Here is a 20438-nt window from a genome sequence, read left to right as displayed (position 1 = left end):
TTTACAGGGTATACGGCGATCCAGCCAACCAAGGAGGCCTTATGAACATAACTGACCTGATTCCCTATATCGCACCCACGGTGGTGCTCCTGCTGATCCTAGGGTCGGCCATCAAGATTCTGCCGGAATACGAGCGTGGTGTTGTTTTCTTCCTTGGACGTTTTCAGGGTGTCAAAGGCCCCGGCCTGATTATCATCATTCCCGGTATCCAACAGATGACCCGCGTGGATTTGCGTGTGATTGCCCTGGATATACCGAGTCAGGACGTCATTTCCAAGGACAACGTCACGGTGCGGGTCAATGCTGTGCTGTATTTCCGGGTGGTCGACCCCGAGCGGGCCATTATCCGTGTGGAGGATTTCGGCTCGGCCACCAGTCAGTTGGCCCAGACCACACTGCGCTCGGTACTGGGCAAGCACGATCTGGATGAAATGTTGTCCGAGCGTGATAAGTTGAATTCAGACATTCAGGGAATTATCGACGCCCAGACCGAGGAGTGGGGCATCAAGGTGGCGAATGTCGAGATCAAGCATGTGGACCTCAACGAGTCCATGATTCGCGCCATTGCCCGCCAGGCCGAGGCGGAACGCGAGCGGCGCGCGAAAGTGATTCATGCGGAAGGTGAACTGCAGGCATCCAAAAAGCTGGTGGAGGCTGCTGAAGTCATGTCCGCCAACTCCGGGGCAATGCAGTTGCGTTACATGCAGACCCTGGCGGATATGAGCACCAACAACAGTTCCACGATTGTGTTCCCGCTGCCGATGGAAATGATGTCTGCCTTTATGAACAACAAACCCTCATCGCAGAAGCCGAAGAGCGACAACGACGAATCCTGACGAGCTGCTTTCATGCGCATAAAAAAGGCCGGGATGATACCCGGCCTTTTCCTTTACGCAACAGCCTTACTTCTGGCTGGCACGCTCGAGCATACGCTTGGCACGCTCATTGGCTTCTTCAGCGGAACGCTGGGCAGCGCGGGCTGCGGCCAGAGCTTCATCAGCAGTGGCCTGGGCAGAACGAGCTGCGCTGGAAGCGCTGTTAGCGGTGTTCAGTGCATTTTCAGCGGTTTGCTCGGCGGAAGATGCAGTTGCATTTGCATCGTCGATTGCGCCCTGGTCAGTAGTCGCACAACCTGCGGTCAGTGCGGTGGCCAGTGCAAACCCTGCGATTGTCAGTTTACGCATTGTAAATCCCCTTATTGGTCGTTTTATTTCCTGCGTTCCAGAAGTCGTTGGTGCAGACATTCTGTCAAAACGGGGTCGTTAGCGTTTGGCTAACGACGTCGTTAAACAGTGTAAAACAGTCTAGACAGAAATGTTAACTAAGGATACGTAAAAGTTCCTAGCTTATGACAACAACTTAATACTGCAGAAAGAATTTACGCATAAAGGAGCAGGTGGATCCAGTATCAGGGAACAATCCGGATGGGGGTGCCGTCTGCCACCAACTGCCAGATCTCATCCATTTCCTCATTGCTGACCGCGATGCAGCCGTCGGTCCAGTCCAGCCCGAGGTAAGCGAAGGCCATATCACCGACGCCGGTCGGCAGGCCGTGGATCATAATGCTTCCACCAGGATCGAGACCCCAGGCGGAGGCCAGTTCGCGATCCTGGTTGTTCGGGTAGGAGATGTGGATGGACTTGTAGAAATCGCTATTGGGGTTGCGCCAGTCCAGTATGTATTCACCTTCCGGTGTGCGCTCGTCGCCCTCATAAAGCTTGTGCCCGGACGGATTGTCGCCAAGGCCTATACGGTAGCTTCGCACCACCTGGTCACCAGACAACAGGTAAAGCCTGCGCTCCTCCTTGCGAACGAGCACTTCGCTGACTTCTGGTGTTTCATCCATTGCGCCCATCGGTAGTTCCGAGGCCACCAGCGGCTGCGCTGTTCCGAAAAACAGCGAAAAAATAATGGCCAGGAAGCTGGCAACAACCATGGGTGCCCGAGTAATACCGGACTGTAAAAATAGTATCTTCAATAGCATAACGAATCGATCATTAATCTTTGTACACTTTATAGCACAGGTATTTTGTTAATCGAACCAAGGTTTTGAGGTGTTTTTGTTAAGGATTTTTATTGGTTGTCCATTTTCAGGCCAACCTTTATCACCCTGTCGGCTTCGGTTGCTCTGGCAACAAGGGTGACAGGGCCCAGAACCACCTTGTCACCCACCACCGGATGCCCTTTGGTGCGGCGGGCAAAACACTCGGCAAGGGACAGCTCCGGGGGTAACTGGTCGAACTCGATACCGTAGACCTGTTCCACATCCCCAAGCAATGCATCGCCATTGAGCACGAAATCGCCGAAAAACGCACGTTCCGCGAGATATTTGGGTGCGTGACGGCCACTGAGGGCCTTGCCCAGCTCGGGCAGCATCGCTGGGGTTGCAAACATAGCCAATACGTCGCCGGTGGACACCTCCATGTCGGGACTTGGCTGATGACAGGTGCGTTTGCGGAAAACGCCGGCTATTGCCGTGTTCTCCGGCAATCGAAGCTGGCCCAGGGGTCTGGGGGCTTCCCAGGCATCGCCTCGTAGCGGAAACAGCATCAGTTCGTGATCCCCGGCGGCCGGGACATCCAGTGGCAACCGCCGGTAAGGATCCTCACCGGCCGGCACTTCAAGCCGCAACTTCCTGGCCAGGGGCGCCATGGTAGTGCCCTGTACCACAAGCGATACAAGCACGATAAAGAAGGCTACATGGAAGATCAGCTGGGATTCCGGCAACCCGGCAATGATTGGGAAAAGCGCCAGCACAATGGGCACCGCTCCTCTCAAACCAACCCAACTGATAAAGCCCAGTTCCCGGCGATTGAAGCCGAAAGGCCAGAGTGTTGCCATAACCGTTAGCGGCCGGATCAGGAAAATCAGTGCAAAAGCCAGGATCAACCCACCGCCAGCGAGGGGCAGTAGCTCTGAAGGCGTGACCAACAGCCCCAGCATCAGGAACAGGCACAGTTGGGCCAGCCACGCCAGGCCATCATGGACCTGCAGGATCATCGGCATCATCCGTACCGGCCGATTGCCGATGACCACACCAGTCAGGTAGATCGCCAGGAAACCGCTGCCGCCAAGGGCATTGGTGCCGGAGAACACGGTGATACCGGCCGCCACAACCAGTAACGGATACAGCGACGGCGTAAGCCGGACGCGATTGGCCAGTTCCACCACGATGAAACCACCGGCGACACCAACAGCACCGCCAATGCCGAATTGTTTTACCAGCATCAGCAGGGCCACCCAGCCTTCCGAGGTGCCGCCGGCCTCAATCATGGTAACCAGCATCAGGGTAAGGAAAATCGCCATCGGGTCGTTGCTGCCCGATTCGATTTCCAGGGTTGCACTGACCCGTTCATTCAGGTGCAGCCCGCGGCCCTGAAGCAGGGAAAAAACCGCTGCCGCATCGGTGGAGGAAATAATGGCGCCAATCAGCAAAGCGGTTAGCCAATGCAGGTCAAACACCCACCAGGCCACCAGGGCGGAGCCGGCCGCCGTCAGGGCCACCCCTAAGGAGGCCAGGATCAGCGCCGGGCGCAATCCCACGCGAAAGGTTTCGGCGCGGGTACGCATGCCGCCATCGAGCAGGATTACGCCGAGCGCCAGATTGGCGATCAGGAACGCCAGTTTAAAGTCGTTGAACAGGATACCGCCGGGGCCGTCCTCGCCCATCATCATGCCGACCACGAGGAAAATCAGTAGCACCGGCATGCCCAGCCTGCTGGACAGCGGGCTGAGCATGATGCTGATGACCAGCATCAAAGCGCCAATCAGGGTAATAATCGGATCCATTCCTGCTCCGGATTGGGAATATGCTTCGATAATAACAGGGTAACGTCAGGGTCAGTGCAGTTTCAGACGCGGATGCATTGCACGGCTTATCCGGTCCATCAGCCAGATAACGCCTGTCCGGAGAACGCCGTGCAGGGCCACCTGATGCATACGGTAAAGGGAAAGATAGAACAATCGTGCCACCTTGCCCTCTATGTACATGGTACGGCCGGACAGGTTGCCCATGAGGTTGCCAACCGTGGTGTAGCGGCTGAAATTGATCAGCGAGCCATGGTCATTGTAGACAAAGGGCACGGCCTCACGGCCTTCAAGCCGGTTGCACAGGGTCTTGAATAACACGTCTGCCTGCTGATGGGCGGATTGCGCACGCGGCGGCACCGGTCGTTCAGAGTCGGGCTGTGGGCATTCGGCGCAGTCGCCAAAGGCATAAATATCGGGGTCGGTTGTGGCCTCCAGGGTTTGCTTTACCTTGATCTGGTTTCCACGATTGGTGTCCAGCCCCTCCAGCTTTGACAGGAAGGCCGGCGCCTTGATGCCAGCGGCCCAGATGGTCATTTCGGAGTCGATTTCGGTGCCGTCTTTCATCACCACCACGCCATCGCGGATATCGCTGACCGGTTGCCCGGTCATTACCTTGACGTTCTGGTGCGCCAGTTCCCGGGTTGCCGCGTCGGACAGCCTTGGCGGGAGTGCCGGCAGGATACGGTCCGCCGCTTCGATGACAGTGATGGAAACATCGTCCGGCCGCAGGTGGTTCATGCCATAGATTGGCAGTTCCCGGGAGGCTAACCGCAGTTCCGCAGCCAATTCAACGCCGGTGGCACCGGCCCCTATGATGGTAATGGGCAGTTCATGGCCATTCCCGGACTGGGCTTCGTGGTTCTTGCGCAAAAACGCATTGAGCAGCAGGTTATGGAAGCGCCGGGCCTGGTTCAGGCTGTCCAGGAACAGGCAGTGCTCCTGGGCGCCGGGCGTTCCGAAATCGTTGGCGGTACTGCCCACGGCAATGACCAGGGTGTCGTAGCCAATGCGTCGCTCCGGCACGACTTCGTCGCCGTCTTCGTCAAGGAACGGGGCAATGACAACTTCCCTGGCGCCGCGGTCGAGGCCGCTCATCCGCCCAAGCTGGAACTCATAGTGATGCTTGCGCGCGTGGGCACGGTAGTTGATTTCGTTGGCGCTGGCATCCAGAGAGCCGGAGGCCACTTCGTGCAGCAGGGGTTTCCAGACATGCGTCAGACCGGCGTCTACGAGGGTAATGCGGGCCTTGTGTTTTTTTCCGAGTTTGTTGCCAAGGCGGGTGACCAGTTCAAGGCCGCCCGCGCCGCCGCCTACGACGACGATGTGATGCAGGTTTTCCATAGCAAGGGGTTCCTGAAATAAAGATAAGACTCAGTGGCGGGCGCGAAACTGGTCCAGGATGGCTGCCATGTCGTCCGCGAGCCCGGTGACATGTTCCGGTTGAACGTTTCGCTGTGCGAAGGACCGGAGGCCGATAAGCTGGGCCTGGAGCAGCCGTGCCAGCCTGGCGCAGTCGGTATCCGGGTTCAGTTCGCCCTGGGTTTTTGCCTGCTCCAGCAACTCCGTAAGAGACTGTTCAATAGCGCTCAGGAGCATGTTTGCCTGGTTCGCCATGGCCGGGTTGGTGTTGCTTGCTTCCAGCAGGGTTTTCACAATCATGCAGGCCCGTGCCGGTGATGCTTCTTCCGTGCCTGGCTGGCGGGCGAGGCGACGCAGGTAATCCTGCAATCCATCCAGTATCGAGGAATACGCGGCAAGGTGTTCGCGGAACTCTGCGCCGGCCGATTGTGCGTAGGTGGCCAGGGCCTCAGTGAACAGCCCGTCCTTGCTCCCGAACGTTGCATAGATACTGCCCGGTCGCATGTCCAGGGCCTGTTCGATCTGCTTCATGGAGGCGCCGCCGTAACCCCGCTCCCAAAACAGGTTCATCGCCCTTTCCAGGGCGGTTTGTCGATCGTAGCGAGCGCTTCTGGCCATTGGCGGTACCAACATCTGATGGTTGAGAACACCGCAATCATAACTTGATTGAATGCTCAGAAACAGGTGGGGGTATGGCCTTGGGATGGCGGCCGAACGCCCTTCAATACAAAGATGCGAGTCAGCCCGCATCCGTGGCCAGTATGTCTGCCTGCCGCCGGCGTTTTGTTGCCAGCCGTTTGTCCACACACTGGTTTTCGTCCGCCAGTATCACCACACACTCGAGACACTGGATGCATTCATCGTAATCGATCCGCCCGTCCTTATGGATGGCATTGATGCCGCAACTGTTCTTACAGTGCTGGCAGGGCTTGCCGCACAGTTCCACCCGGTCCAGCCAGCTGAACAGTCGCAGCTTGCCCAGCACCGCCAGCCCGGCCCCCAGCGGGCATAGGTAGCGACAGTAGAATTTGTGGATGAACATGCCAATCACCAGCAGGCCAACGGCGTAGACCACGAAGGGCCAATAGCGCACGAAGAAGAGTGTGATGCCGGTTTTGAAGGGTTCCACCTCCACCAGTTTTTCCGCCAGGGCCAGTGAATAAAACGCGGTACCCAGCAGCACCAGGAGAATCGGGTATTTCAGCAGAATCAGCCGGCGGTGCCAGTTCTCCGGCACCTTCAATTGCCGGAACTTCAGCTTTTCACCCAGCCAGGCCGCCATTTCCTGAAGCGCGCCAAAGGGACACAGCCAGCCACAGAAAAGACCACGGCCCCAGACAAACAGACTTACGAAGGTGTAGGTCCAGAGAATGAATAACACCGGGTCCAGCAGAAACACATTCAGGGAAAAGCCATCCCAGATGGCCAGCAACAGGGTGTAGATATTCACCACCGACAACTGTCCCTGGGCATAGAAGCCGATAAAGAACAGGGTAAAGAACAGAAAGCCCCAGCGGAAACGGTGCACCAGTTTCGGGTATCGGCTCAGGGTACGTTGACGGGCAAAAAACACCGTGAGAATTGTGAGGCTGAGGACCAGTATGGAAATCGTCAGCCAGCGTTCTTTCCAGAGCCCGATCCATACCGGCTGGCGGTTGTCTTCCGGCCGGGGAGCGACCTCCACGGTCTCGAACAGCTCGCCTGCAAAGGCCACTGGAATGTCGAGATTGGTACTGTCTGCCACCAGATGATTCTTGCGCAGTGTGACGCCCAACTTCAGAGTGGCGTCCGCGCCGGGATTGAAGCCGGCGTTGCCACCAACCCGGAACAGGGTCGCGGTGGCCATATCCGGTATGCCATCGGCATTGATGCGGATGGTCTGGTCGAACATGTTGAGGTCCCGCATGTCCAATGACAGGTTGTTTTGCTGCAGCCCCAGCCGCTCGGGAGAGCTTCCCGGCGTAAAATCATCGGAGAGGTGTGGGTATAGGCCGCGGGACATCACCGCCAGTACCTGGGCCTCTGGCCCTGTCTTTTCCTGCAGCCGGTTGAAACCTTCATCGCCCAGCAGGTTGCGGCCCACCATCGGCGCATTGATGTAACCGAAGTAAAGCTCGGTGAAAGGTTCGCCCGGCTCCGGCTTGGGTGCATCGGGATAGTCCGCCAGCGGGCTGCCCAGCTTTTCCTCAATGGCCTCCGGGCTGATTTGCCAGTGGCCGATGTAGCCACGGTCAAGCAGTTGCTGCCAGGAAAGGGGTTGATACAAGTCGGTTCTGGCCCGGGTGGGGGGCGCCTGGGTAAACCCGTCGAGTTTTTCCCGGGCCACCTTGAGAGCCGACGAGAGGATGGTGTCGTTGATGATCAGTACCGATACCGTGGCCTTACTGACACCATCAAAGCGCACCACATTGCCGTCCGTGTCTTTGCCCGTGCGGGAATTGGAGGTGTTGATAATTATCTGCTCGGTGAGTGAACGGCCCTCATACTGATCGATGAAACTGAGCAGCGGTTCCTCGCCCAGCCCGTGGAGAAAAACCGGTTCGTGATGATTGAGGATACGAACGCCGGTGAAGCGGCCGCGAGTGTCGAGCCCGATCAGCATGCTGACGGGCTTCCCGGCAAAACCCTGCAGTGGGCTTAGGTCCACGGACTCGTAGGCGTAGCCGATCAACTCCTGCAGCTGGTAAACCGGGTACACAGGATAACCCGGTACCTTGTCACGGATGTCCGTGGCCTTGGGGAAAAGCTCCTGGATCAACGCCCGCTTGTCGTCGTCCAGCGCGCCATGGGCGGCGGGTAAGAAGCAGACAATCAACAACAGCAGCAACAGCCGCCCGGGCATGGTGTTTCTCCAGAGTTTTCTTGTTGTTTGTCACCTCAATGCTAGGGATTTACGGGCCGGGCACAATGCTACCTGAGGGCCGGGGAAGTGGTACTTTGTGAGTAGACAGGGATAAGGGAATGGCCGATGCGCCTTCAGGTCAGGCGGATTACCCTCGCCATCAGGCGGCGCCAGTCAATGGGCAGGGTGTTCTCCAGAACCGCCAGTGCAGGGTCTTTGGTATGCAGGGCCTCGAAGGGGCGTTTGCTGGCGAAGATCACCGTATTATTGGTTTTGCTCTTGAACAGCAGCAGTGCCGCAAACTCACCACGGAGCTGGCGAAACAGCGGCCCATTGATGTCCGGCGTGCGGTGATAGTTGATGGCAAGCCAGCCGGCGCTGCTGAGAACCCGGCTGCATTGTCTGATAAACTCCCGCTGGGCCTGCGTGGGGCTCATGCGATCGGAGTTGTACATGTCGGCAAAGATCAGGTCAGTGCTCTCGTTCGCCGCCTTGCCGAGGGCATCCCGGGCATCACCGATGGTCACCGTCAGGTTGGTCGAGTGCGGCAGGCTGAAATATTCACGGGCCACTTCCAGCACCCTGGGGCGCAGTTCCACGGCATGAACCTGGCAGTCGGGTAGCAGGTGCAGCAGCGCGCTGGCCATTACGCCGCCACCCAGGCCCAGGACGGTGACGTGGGTTGGCTGCGTAAAGGCTACGGGTAACAGCATCGCGCGGCTGTATTCATGGACGGGAAGATGGGGTCTGCGACGGTCTATCTTGCTCTGTTCGAACACCGAATCAAAGGTCATCACCCGATGTTTGCGATAGTCGACCACCAGAATGCCACCGAGTGCGTCCCGGGTATAATGGATAATCTCGCCCTTCACGATGGCCTTCCTCGTATGATCGTTGCGTCGCTATTCTGGGCATTTGCCCGCTGGTTCTCAAGCCGGACAATGACGCCGGAGATCACCAGCCCATGAGCACCGAAGCGTTCGACGCCCTCGCCTGCCCGCTGGATGGCGACACTCTGACCCAAACCGGAACCTGCTGGCGTTGCCCGGCCGGCCACAGTTTTGATGTGGCTCGCCAGGGCTACCTGCATTTGCTACCGGTACAGAAGAAGCGCTCGCTCGACCCCGGCGACAGCAAGGCGATGGTGGCCGCTCGTCAACGCTTCCTGAATGCCGGTTACTACCAGCCCATCGCGCAGGCCGTGAGCACCGCTGTCCTGCAAGGTGCGACCGCTGAAACCACAACATTGGCCTGCCTCGATGCGGGCTGCGGTGAAGGCTATTACCTGCGGGAACTGGCGGCTGCAAACACGGACACGCCACTCTCGCTGATAGGGTTGGATATCTCCAAATGGGCAACCCTGGCGGCCGCGAAACAGGACAAACGCCCGCGCTGGGTAGTGGGCAGTAACGCCAACCTGCCGGTGTTACCCGGCACCCTGGATCGCGTGCTCTGCCTGTTCGGCTTTCCCGTGTACCCTGAGTTTGCCCGCGTGCTGAAACCCGGCGGCGTATTGATCCAGGCAGACCCGGGCCCTAATCACCTGCGGGAACTGCGGGAGATTATCTATCCGTCACTCAAGCCGGAGAAGCCAGTGGCGGCAGAGGCTCCGGATGGCTTTTCGATAGTGGATACGGAAACGGTTCGCTACTCACTGACCCTGGACAACCAGGGCGCCATTGCCGACCTGCTGGCGATGACGCCGCATCTTTATCGGGCGTCGGCGGAAGGCCGGAGCAAAGCTGAAGCCCTGATCACGCTGACGGTAACGGTGGAGGTGAGGGTGGCCCGGTTTGTATGGCGCGGGCTCTGAATTTGTGACGCGGTTCACGTTTCCGGGCGCCTCAATAAAAGGTCTTTGTAAAATCATTGCGGGATAGGAGTTCGTGTTCTAAGTTGGATATGGACATTCGTTAATGTCCAGGGAAATACGCCAGAAGGATTTGGAGCTAGTTTTATGCCTCTTCGAAGTGTCTTCGTGCTGCCTCACAGCAAATGTACCTCTCCCATTCCTGAACTACCTGAACCGCAAGCATCGGGGAAATTTCAGTTCTCGGCAATGTTTGTCGTCCCGACTTTTCGGGAAAGCCTGACCCTTTCGTCAGGCTAGATGCCGCTACTTCCTGTTTCGGAGAGAACATCTCTTTGACTACATGAAGTGAATCAGCATTGCGTTTTTATGTTCCCAGTCACTGTAGTCAGAGATTCCCGTCATGAAACTTCTGCTCCGATTTGCCATTCCTGCGCTTCTCGTCATTACTCCAGCTATTTGGTTCAGTGCTTTCGTTACTGCTGATTCAAACAATGTCATTGAGGGAACTGCGGGCGACGATTTCATAATTGTTGGCGGTTCGGACTCAAGAGTTGTACCTGGCACCGGAGACGACTTTTTGGTGGGAGGTCCTGGCAATAATCAGTACGTGATTTCAGCCGGGGACGGTCAGGACACGTTATACGCCGTGGAAGGCACAAATGATGTTGAGTTCGCCAGCTCAATCGCCTACGGAGATGTTTCCAGTGGCCTAACGAAGTCTGGCAATGACCTGATCATGAACATAGGTCAGAACGGCCAGAGCCTGACGGTAAAAAGTTTCTTCTCCATTGCGGGAACGATCAACGAATTTCAGTTCTCAACCGGTGAAACGATTCCCGGTTCCTTGTTGTTCCAGGTATTCGGACTAAGTGCACCGACAGAGACAGAGCCGTCCAAAGTGCCCTACATGGGAGAAGAGGGTGTTCCTTTATTAACGGGGTCTTTGGTTGGAGACATCCTGGTACCCATTGAGGACACTGAAACACTACAGGGGCAAGAGGGTGACGACTTTCTGATAGGTCGTGCAAATGGTGTCACCTTTGAAATCGGTAGTAACAACGGTGAAGACTTTATTATCGCTTATGAAGGCCAGAACGTTGTCTTGTTTGTTGATGGAATCTCCTTTAACGACGTTGCTTCAAACCTGACGAAAGCCGGGGACGATTTAATCCTCAGCAACGGTGAGGAAGGCAACAAAGTTCGAATCTATAAATTCTTCGCACGTCAAAATACGGTATCAGCTATCCGTTTCGAAAATGGTGGGGAGATAACCGCTGATCAGGTCATTAATCTTTTTGGTGTGCCTGAACCAGCACAGGCGCCACCTTTTCAGATGATTGTTGACGGAACGCACCTGGGTGGCGATGGGAGCGAGCCGGGAGATGGCGGGGGTGAGGGAGACTTGCCTCTCTGTTCCGAACCAGATGCTGACCCCGATAACTGTGATGATGGTAGCGGTGATACTCCACCACCGGATGGTGAGTGCGATCCAGCGACTGAAAACTGTGATGGAACAGGCGGTGGTGGTACAGGCGACGGAGGGGATCCAGGTAGCGAGTGGCCAGAGCTCATTCAGCTGACCGGTACGGACTATGCGGATGTGCTCGTTGCAAGCGCCGAAGCCACATTAATTACTGGAGGTGCGGGCGACGACTTCCTGATTGGTGGGCCAGCAAGTGACCGTTATTGGATTGATGTAGATGAAGGACGCGATGTAATCCATGATGTGGAAGGCCAAAACGTCGTTGAATTCCTTGATGGTATCTCGTACTCAGACGTTGCCAGCGGTTTGATGAAGGCGGGAGATGATCTCGTTCTGAATATTGGTTCAAACGGCCAAGCCCTGACCATTAAACGCTTTTTTACCGTCAAGAATACCGTTTCGGTACTTGAGTTTCAGAGTGGCAGCCAACTCACCAGTGCTCAGTTGTTCCAGGCATTTGGTGTCGCGTCTCCAACGACTATAGCCCAGTCCCTTAACCTGGCAGCCGGAAAAGCAGATGGTGGCCCTTTGGTGGGCACCGCAGATGCAGATATTCTGATACCAAGGATGGGCACTCAGGTGCTTCAGGGACTGAGCGGGGATGACTACTTAATAGGTCGGATAGGGTACGGGTACAGCGGTACGGGCTTCACCGGGGAACACGCGGTTGAAGGCGTCACTTTCGAGATTGGGCCCGACTCAGGCAAAAAATTCATTATCGCCTACGAAGGCGAAAATACACTGTACTACTCGGAAGGAATAGCTTCCTCCGATGTAACGTTTTCGCGGATTGCTGATGACCTGATCCTCGGTAATAGCCAGAACGACAGTGAAGTCCGTGTCTACCAGTTTTTCATCAGACAGAATACGATCGATTCCATTCAGTTCGCAGACGGCGGGGAGATTGGCTACTACCAACTGTTCGAGATGTTTAATGCTGAGCCGCCTGTTCCGCACGATTCCCCAGAACCTGTTACGCCAGACGATCCGTTTAATATGGTCGTTGCGGGTGCTTCCTTCGATAGCTGCTCGCCAAATCCGAAGATGGACGGTGCAGAAGGGTATGGACTGACTGCGAGTCAAATGAATGAGACCAATCAGATCCCGGTTATCACTTCAAGTCCAGTAGTAGAGGCTTGGGCTCTTCAAAGCTATGAGTACCCTGTTCGCGTTGTAGATGCGAATAACGATGAGCTGTGTTTCGGCCTCACTGAAGCGCCGGAAGGAATGACAATAGATGTTTCCGTGGGCTTTCTTTGGTGGAACCCCAGTCGTTCTCATCTGGGCGTTCACCAGGTTGAAGTGACTGTCTCAGATGAGCGAGGTGCACTTGTCTCACAGACGTTCGATATAGAAGTAAAGGATCCGAACCGGCCACCCGTGTTTCTGGGTGCGCCGCTCAAACGAGCATTTGAAGGGTTGGCATATCGTTATGAGGTGTTGGTGTCCGACCCTGATGGCGGAGATCTAACACTGGAAATAGTAGACGGACCACCGGAAATGTCTGCCAACGATGGTGCCGTAGTGTGGACCCCAGGGGCCGATAAAGTAGGCACTCACGATGTGGTGATTAAAGCATCTGATATCTATGGAGCAGGCGTTACGCAATCGTTTCAGTTAACCGTTTTGCCTTTTACCGATGTAGAAAGCCTGCCTGAAGGAATGTCTCGGTTGCCGATGACCGGCTATCGTATTCCGGTGCACCCTCTGGACGATGCGACAATTCAAGCAGGAACTCCGAGGGTTTTCGAGAGAGACGATTCGCAAAACATCGTCCTGGATCGGGTGAACGGGCTCGTTTGGGAAGATACGGATCATGTTGACGTAGATATTGATCGCCTGGGGACGGCTGCGGGGTACTGCCGCAATCTTGTGCATGGAGGTATTGATAACTGGCGTTTACCGAACCGACTCGAGCTGGTGTTTTTGCTGGAACACCATCGCTCCGGCTATGGCACCAATCTTATCAACCCGGCTTTCCAACATACGGGCTATGAATTTTTTGCCGACGACGGAAATAGTTATGGTCGCTTAACCCACTACAACAGCACAGTTAACTTCGATACGGGCGAGCTTTGGGCGGAAGGGACCATGGGGGCCAGTGTTCGCTGTGTGAGTGGAGACCAGCGCTTTGAGACCGACTTTTTCAAACCTTCGGGGCATGACATCACTGTCGACCGTGCCAATGGGTTGATGTGGCAAGATGATGCCCAGGTTCTGGTGAATAGTGCAACCTGGACAGCAGCGTTAGAGAGTTGTGAGGCGCTTCAGTTGGGCGGGCATTCGGACTGGCGTTTGCCGAACTTCAATGAATCTCAGACAGTGATGCAGGAGTTTGATCATTTTGTCACGGAAGACAATCCTTCCGATGTTTTCCTGAATGTGCCCGATGTTCGTTATTGGAGCTCATCTACGCCAACGGTATGGGGGCGTTATCCGTATCTTCTGGAGGATCTGACGAGGTTCTGGCGCTTCGAGTACCAAAGCGAAATTGCGTCTGGTCTGGTGGTCAATCATGTGCACCAAGAAGACTACAATCAGCAAAGCAGCTCCCCCTTTCGATGTGTGCGCAGTTATGCTGAACCCGTAGCCAGGGTTGAAAACATCCCTGATTCAGTCAATTTCGGCGAAGTGCTTACACTGGATGCGACGGGCAGTTTCGACGCGGACGGCTCTATCGTTTCCTTCCAGTGGCATAACCGGGCGGACGGCATTGAGCTTGGCAACACTCCTGTGTTGGAACTGGATAGTCTGGACCCGGGCCAGCTTGAACTTCGTTTGACAGTGACAGACAACAACGGCTTGTCACAGGATTATCCGGAGCCAATCATCATCACGGTTAATCCTCCACCGGAAATCATTATCAACGGCGAATCGACGGTGCGGCTCGGTCAGGACGTGATTCTTGACGCAAGCGAGAGCATTGCCAATGGCGGCATCACATCCTACAAGTGGATCGACCAGACAACCGGTGATGTGATCGGAACCGAGGAAATTCTTGTTCTGAGTGGCTTGAGCACAGGAACCTGGATGTACACCCTGGAGGTGACCGACGCCAATGGCCAGGTGATGACGACACCTGTGGAGGTCACCATCAATGAGGTTCCTCCTGTCGCCGTGGCCGAGGATAGCCATACGGTTGTCGAGGGAGGCACGGTTACGCTCGACGGTTCAGGGAGTTCCGATGCCGACGGCCAGATAGTGGCGTACCGGTGGTTCGACAATGACAGTGGCCAGTTGCTGGGGGAGGATCCAAGTCTCCAGCTTAGCGATCTTGCTGTCGGTGCTTGGGTATACCGGCTTGAAGTTGAGGACGATTCTGGTCTGTTGGGGCATAAGCTTGTTTCAGTGAACGTCGGGCATCAGCCGGTTGCTGCAGCGCCGGAGACGGTTTCCGGTTATACCGATACCCGGATTCACCTTGATGGCAGCGGCAGTTCTGTTGCGTCAGGGACATTGAGCTATCAGTGGTACATCGATGGTGAGCTGGTTTCGGAAACGGCATATGCTCCTGTTGACTCCCTTGAGCCAGGCACTTACACGGCTGAATTGGTTGTTACCACCGATTTGGGGATTACTGATTCCACAACGGTGACTATTGAAGTCCTGGAAACACGCGAGCTGGCTCAGTGCCCTCTACAGACGGTTACTGATGATCGTGGTTACGATAAGTTGTATCCCGCGAGTGACCTGGACTGGTTGGGCAATGATGCCGCAACGGTTGAGGACATCCAGCGCGCTTTTAACTTCGCCCGCTCTCAAGACCCTTCGGTCTTCCAATACCTGATCATGCCGGCTCAGGAAACCTGGGACGGTATGACGGTTCAGGAAAAGGGGCTTTACCTGATCAATGCTGAGCGGACAGCTCGTGGCATCAAACCGTATGAAGGTGTGGCCGATGAAGTTGCCTCTGTAGCCCAAGGTTACGCAGATTATATCCAGAGCCGTAACGAGATTATTGGTCACTACAATGATGGGTTAAGTCCCAGTGACCGATTGGACGTGAACGCCTATATTGCCGGCCATCGCGATAGTCATGTGAGGAACGAGTCCGTGGCCTCAGGGGCTGAAAGTACTGAGGCGTACACGGTAGATCAAGCCTTGGTGCTTGCCATCTTCGGGTGGGTGTATCAGGACAAGGACTGGTTTGAAGACTTTGACTGGGCAACAGGTCCGGCCTGGGGTCACCGGGATCATGTCCTACAGACTCGCCTTAACGAAAACAGTGGGCTGCAGACTGAAGAAGGTCTGATCGGGTTCGGAATCGCCCGGGGCAACTATGGGCCGGGCCAACCATCCCCCGAAACCCATGGTTACGTGACCGTTTTCCACACTGTGGATCAGAACGACCAGTGGGATCTGGGAGCCACGACTACCACGGACATTTCGGCAGCCCAGGGTTGTAATACCGCCCATATTCTGGACATCGACGAGTCCCTGATAGAGACAAACGGTCTGAGCGAGATCAGGGTAGAACCCAGTACGCTAATGATGGTGCCAGGAGAGTCCCGTTCGCTTCAGGTTACAGGTGTCTATGACAATGGTAATCAAAGCGATTTCACGCCGTATTCCAGCTTTATTGCGGATAGCCGCTCCATCATCTCGGTGAACGGCGGTTCGATTACGGCCGAACAATCCGGCCAGGCGCAGGTTTTTGCGCGCATCAATGGTTTGGAATCCAATCGTCTCTTCGTGCGGGTGGGAGAAGCAACGGATACAAGCAATCTTGAGGGTACCGACGCTGAGGCCATCTCTGAATATGTACCGGAGAACGCATCGGTAGCTGGGTATGACCCGATGGCCATGGCGGTTTACACCGGTTTGGTTCGGGATCGGGAGGGCCAGCCGGTCGAGGGCGTACAGGCTTCGTTCCTGAATCGGCCAGAGCTCGGGACGACAACAACCGGCAACGACGGTCGATTTATTATTGCTGGGCCTGCCGGCGAGCAGACCGTAGTGTACGAAAAGCCTGGATACCTGGTGGTTCAGCGCACAACGATTGGAGCGTCAGGTGGGTGGTCAAACCTTGAAGGCGTAATGCTACTGCAGCGCGACAGCAAGCAAACATTGATCGATATTGCCTCCGCTGAACCCCAGGTACATCAATCCACAATCATCAGCGATGAGTTCGGTGAGCGCCGGGCCACGGTGGTCTTCAACGATATTACTTCCGCGACGGTTCATTCCGCGGATGGAAGCACCCGGGAGTTGGAAGACTTCCTGCTGAGCGCCACCGAATTTGAAACCCCGGCCTCCATGTCGGGTGAGCTGCCCAGAGAAACAGCCTTCACCTATGCCACGGATTTGCACGTGGCTGGCGTTCACTACAGCGACAGCGTTGTATTCGACAACGACGTTGTGATGTTCGTCGACAACTTCCTTGGTTTCCAGGTGGGTGAGATCGTACCGATCGGTTCCTTCGACCGGCTTGGAAACGAGTGGGTAGCCTCATCGAACGGCGTTGTGGTTCAGGCACTGGATCAGAGCGGTGATGGAAGCATCGACGGCGTGGACTACACCGGAGATGGTGTTGCGGATGATCTCAATGGTAACGGAAATACAGAAGACGACGCACTGGGGCTGGGCGGCTATGAGCCGGGTGAGACGTTTTGGTGGGGTAGCTTTAACCACTTCTCTACCAAAGACTACAACTGGGGCTCCAGCGAAGACGAAGCGCCTACTGAGTTGGATACGGACCTGGAGCAAGAAGATGAGCAGAATGAAGAGACCGAATGCACCGGTTCCTATGTTAAGCCTTATCAGCAAACTTTCCATGAGGACATCTCCATTGCGGGCACTAACCTGACCCTGCACTACTCCAGCCAGAGAACGGAAGGCTATAAACACAAAGCCCGCATCAAGGTCAGTGGCGATAGCATTCCCTCCACCCTGGAACGAATGTTCGTGAAGCTCGAAGTGGCCGGCCATGTATTTGAGCGCGAGTTGGCACCGGCGGAAAATACCGAGGTGGAATTTATCTGGGACGGCACGCGGATTGATGGTGTGCGCCCGGAGGGCATGGTCAGTGGCCGTGTTTCCATCGGGTACGAATACCCTGCGCTGTACCTGAGCTCCGGCAATGCGGCGGAAGAAGACCGTGAACTCTCCGAGTTCCCGGTGGCATGGGCCACCACGGGCGACAGCGTGACCCAGGTACCGGGCAGGCAGAACTACACCAGTTGGCAAACCCGGGGTGTGTCATTCAAGAACAGTTTTGATCGGCAACTGGCCAATGGCTGGTCGCTCTCCAACGTTCACGAATTCGACCCGGCCGGGCAAGTCTACCTTGGCAATGGTGGCGTGGTTGATGTTGAAACCCAGTCCCTGATCCTCAAGACGGGACTCACCTACAGTCTGGTCGACGGCGATGACGGCTATTACCAGAGCGGTGGCAGTAGCATTGATTACACCGTCAATGACCAGGGCATTCTGGTGGACAAGGTAACGGGACTGGAATGGGAATTTGTTGACCAGCCGTATGAAACCCGCACCAAAGCAGACGCTCAAGCGTACTGCGAAGTGGAAGTGGAAGTGGGGCCGGGGTCGGGCTGGCGTCTGCCCACGGCTAAGGAAGTTGGCTACAACATCGAAAAGTCCGGCGCTAACGTCGGGCCAGCTATCTACAGCCTGAACCGCGCCACCAACCTCTGGCACCAGAATTCGGCCAATCCGGATGAATATCTGAAGCCGGTTATGTGCGTGCGTGGTGAGCCAATCGATGAGCGTTATGTCCAGGGGTTACAACGCGATGCCAGTCAGAATGTGGTGGTTGACCAGGAAAATGGGTTGATGTGGCAGGACGCGCCGGAAAATACCAGCCTCAAGTTGGGTTGGGAGGCCAGCATCCAGCATTGTGAGGCCTCCAGCTTCGCAGGATTCGAGGACTGGCGCCTGCCGAACATCAATGAACTGCTCTATGTTCTGCCAAATGACATCTTTGCGCATCAGACCGACATGGTCATCCCGGATGGAGAGTATTGGAGTCCCGGCGCAAGCTTTCGCAAGCCCTACTGGAGCTCCACAACCAACTTCCAGGATGACGACCAGGCCTGGGCAATCGAAAGCGCGAGCTTCAACAGCGAGCGGTTCAGCAAAACCGATGAATACAGCGTTCGCTGCGTTCGGGACGCAGCGAACGCATCCCGCATGCCCTATCGCTTCGACAGCGACGGTAAGCACATTGCCACCATAGACCTGGATAGCGGTAAAACCCTAGTTGAGTTCGCCTACAATGAAAACGGAAAGCTCAACGAAATTACCGATCGTTTCGGCAACGTCATATCCATTGAGCGAAATGCCGAAGGCAAGCCGCAGCGGATTGTGGCACCGGATGGCCAGGTGACCGAACTGACTGTCAATGAGCAGAATAACCTCAGTGCCCTGGCCTACGAAGACGGTAGCGACTACCAGTTCTTCTATCAGGCTGGCGGCCTGCTGACCGAGAAGGTTGACCCCAACGGCTACAGCTACCCCCATGAATTCGATGAACATGGCCGCGTCTATCAGACGCGGGATCCGGAAGGCGGCCAGTGGGATTTCTTCGATACCAGGGTGGGTATCGGGCACAATGAATACGGCTACACCACGGCCGAGGGTAATCAGTACCAGACGGTGCGCCGAGTGCTGGAAAACGGGGATGTTCGCAAGGAAATCACCTACAAGAATGGCTCCACGCTGGTGGATATTCTGCGGGCGGATCAACTTCAGCAGACGACATCGTACGGCGGCGTAACCACGGTTGTGGACAAGGTGTTGGATTCCAAGACGTTGCAGGAAATACCCAACGTTATCACCATAACCCAGCCCAGTGGTCTTTCCAGCACCACCACCATGACGAAGATGTATGGGCAGAACGGTGCCGATACCACCCGCTATACCATCACCACGGATGTAAACGGTGATGTCAGCACCACAGAGGTGGATGCCCGTGCCGGCACCCTGACCCAGACCTCGGCCGAAGGCCGGGTGGTTGCCGAAGTGGTGGACCCGGACACCCTGCTCACCCAGGGCATCTCCGTGGCCGGAATGCTGGACACCGTGTTTGAATACGATCAGCGTGGCCGCCTTGTTGAACAGGCGGTGGGCGACCGGAGCACGGCCTACAGCTACGCGAGCGAAGGCCGCGGCCAGGTAACGGCGATCACGGCCGCTGATGGTAAGCAAACGCTTTACGAGTACGACCTGCTTGGCCGTGTAACCAAGGTCACCTATCCGGATGGCCATGCCACGCTTAGTGAGTACGATGAGAATGGCAACCGAACCACACTCGTTGTGCCAACACCGACCGATCACGACAACACGTATAACGGCATCAACCGGGTTACCTCGGAAACCACCCCGCTGGGTGAGTCGACCCAATACGAGTACGACCGTGATCGTCGCCTGACCGCCGTTGAACTGCCATCCGGCGAACGTCTGGAACACACTTACACACAGAACCGTCTGACCCGGACCGACACGCCGGAAGGGCCGATCCTCTACGACTACCACCATGGCGACCAGCTCAGCCAGGTCAGTGAAGGCAGTGAAACCCTCTCCTACACCTGGGATGGCAGCCTGCTGAAGGAAACCTGGTACCAGGGTGAGCTCAACGAAGGTATCCAGTACGAGCACAACACCAACTTCCAGGTCAGCCAGATCACCTATGCCGGTGACAGCACCAACCTGACCTATGACCGGGACGGCCTCTTAACCGGCATCCACGGCTTCACCATCGGCCGCCATGCGGGGAATGGCCTGCCGGTAAGCCTGGACGACGGCACCCTGACCAAAACATTTGGCTATAACGGCCATGGGGAAGTCACCGACGTCGGCACTGAGCTGAATCAAACCGCAGCCTTCGACTACGACCTGACCTACAACAGCGTTGGCCAGATCGTTGGCAAGACCGAAACCCTGCCGGATGGCACCGTCAACCAGTACGGCTATGAGTACGATAACCGTTACCGCCTGACCAAGGTGACCAAGAACAGCCAACTGGTGGAGCAGTACCAGTACGACGCTAACGGCAACCGCACCCTGGCCACCAGCACCGAGCGAGGCGTCTCGGGTGTTTCCGCCAGCTACAACCTGGGTGACCAGCTGCAAAGCCAGGGCAACACCAGCTACACCTACGACGGCAACGGCCGCCT

The 20438-nt window shown here is 56.2% G+C and carries 10 protein-coding genes; 3 read left to right on the top strand and 7 right to left on the bottom strand.

The features are described from left to right. The first annotated feature begins 41 nt into the window (after positions 1-41). The gene (locus NLU14_RS14125; protein WP_275707573.1) at positions 42-836 is read left to right on the top strand and encodes a slipin family protein; all 795 of its coding nucleotides are present in this window, start codon (positions 42-44) and stop codon (positions 834-836) included. Between the two features lie 66 nt (positions 837-902). Here the strand turns inward: NLU14_RS14125 and NLU14_RS14120 are convergent, their stop codons facing one another. From NLU14_RS14120 to NLU14_RS14090, 7 genes are all read right to left on the bottom strand, one after another. Next, positions 903-1184: an Lpp/OprI family alanine-zipper lipoprotein gene (locus NLU14_RS14120; RefSeq protein ID WP_275707571.1), complete on the bottom strand. Its 282-nt coding sequence runs from the start codon at positions 1182-1184 to the stop codon at positions 903-905. A 224-nt stretch (positions 1185-1408) separates the two neighbouring features. Beyond that, the gene (locus NLU14_RS14115; RefSeq protein WP_275707569.1) at positions 1409-1984 is read right to left on the bottom strand and encodes a L,D-transpeptidase family protein; all 576 of its coding nucleotides are present in this window, start codon (positions 1982-1984) and stop codon (positions 1409-1411) included. An 89-nt stretch (positions 1985-2073) separates the two neighbouring features. Next, positions 2074-3789, bottom strand: coding sequence for a potassium/proton antiporter (locus NLU14_RS14110; RefSeq protein WP_275707568.1), 1716 nt, complete (start codon positions 3787-3789; stop codon positions 2074-2076). Between the two features lie 51 nt (positions 3790-3840). Beyond that, on the bottom strand, positions 3841-5151 hold the full coding sequence (locus NLU14_RS14105) for an NAD(P)/FAD-dependent oxidoreductase (protein WP_275707566.1): 1311 nt from the start codon (positions 5149-5151) through the stop codon (positions 3841-3843). Positions 5152-5181: 30 nt separating this feature from the next. Continuing rightward, positions 5182-5787, bottom strand: coding sequence for a TetR/AcrR family transcriptional regulator (locus tag NLU14_RS14100; RefSeq protein WP_275707564.1), 606 nt, complete (start codon positions 5785-5787; stop codon positions 5182-5184). 121 nt (positions 5788-5908) lie between these two features. Continuing rightward, positions 5909-8011 (bottom strand): NosR/NirI family protein, encoded by a 2103-nt coding sequence (locus tag NLU14_RS14095; RefSeq protein ID WP_275707563.1) that lies wholly within the window; start codon positions 8009-8011, stop codon positions 5909-5911. Positions 8012-8145: 134 nt separating this feature from the next. Beyond that, complete coding sequence (locus NLU14_RS14090) at positions 8146-8883, bottom strand: spermidine synthase (RefSeq protein WP_275707561.1); 738 nt, start codon at positions 8881-8883, stop codon at positions 8146-8148. Between the two features lie 92 nt (positions 8884-8975). Between NLU14_RS14090 and NLU14_RS14085 the strand changes: the two genes are divergently transcribed. Both NLU14_RS14085 and NLU14_RS14080 read left to right on the top strand, forming a co-directional pair. Continuing rightward, positions 8976-9824, top strand: coding sequence for a putative RNA methyltransferase (locus tag NLU14_RS14085; protein WP_275707559.1), 849 nt, complete (start codon positions 8976-8978; stop codon positions 9822-9824). Between the two features lie 646 nt (positions 9825-10470). After that, on the top strand, positions 10471-20438 hold a 9968-nt coding region (locus NLU14_RS14080), incomplete at its 3' end, for an Lcl domain-containing protein (RefSeq protein ID WP_275707557.1).

It is taken from the genome of Marinobacter iranensis (assembly GCF_029207565.1).
GTDB lineage: Bacteria > Pseudomonadota > Gammaproteobacteria > Pseudomonadales > Oleiphilaceae > Marinobacter > Marinobacter iranensis.
The sequence above is the reverse complement of the archived record's forward strand: the minus strand, read 5'-3'. Positions and strand labels throughout refer to the sequence as shown.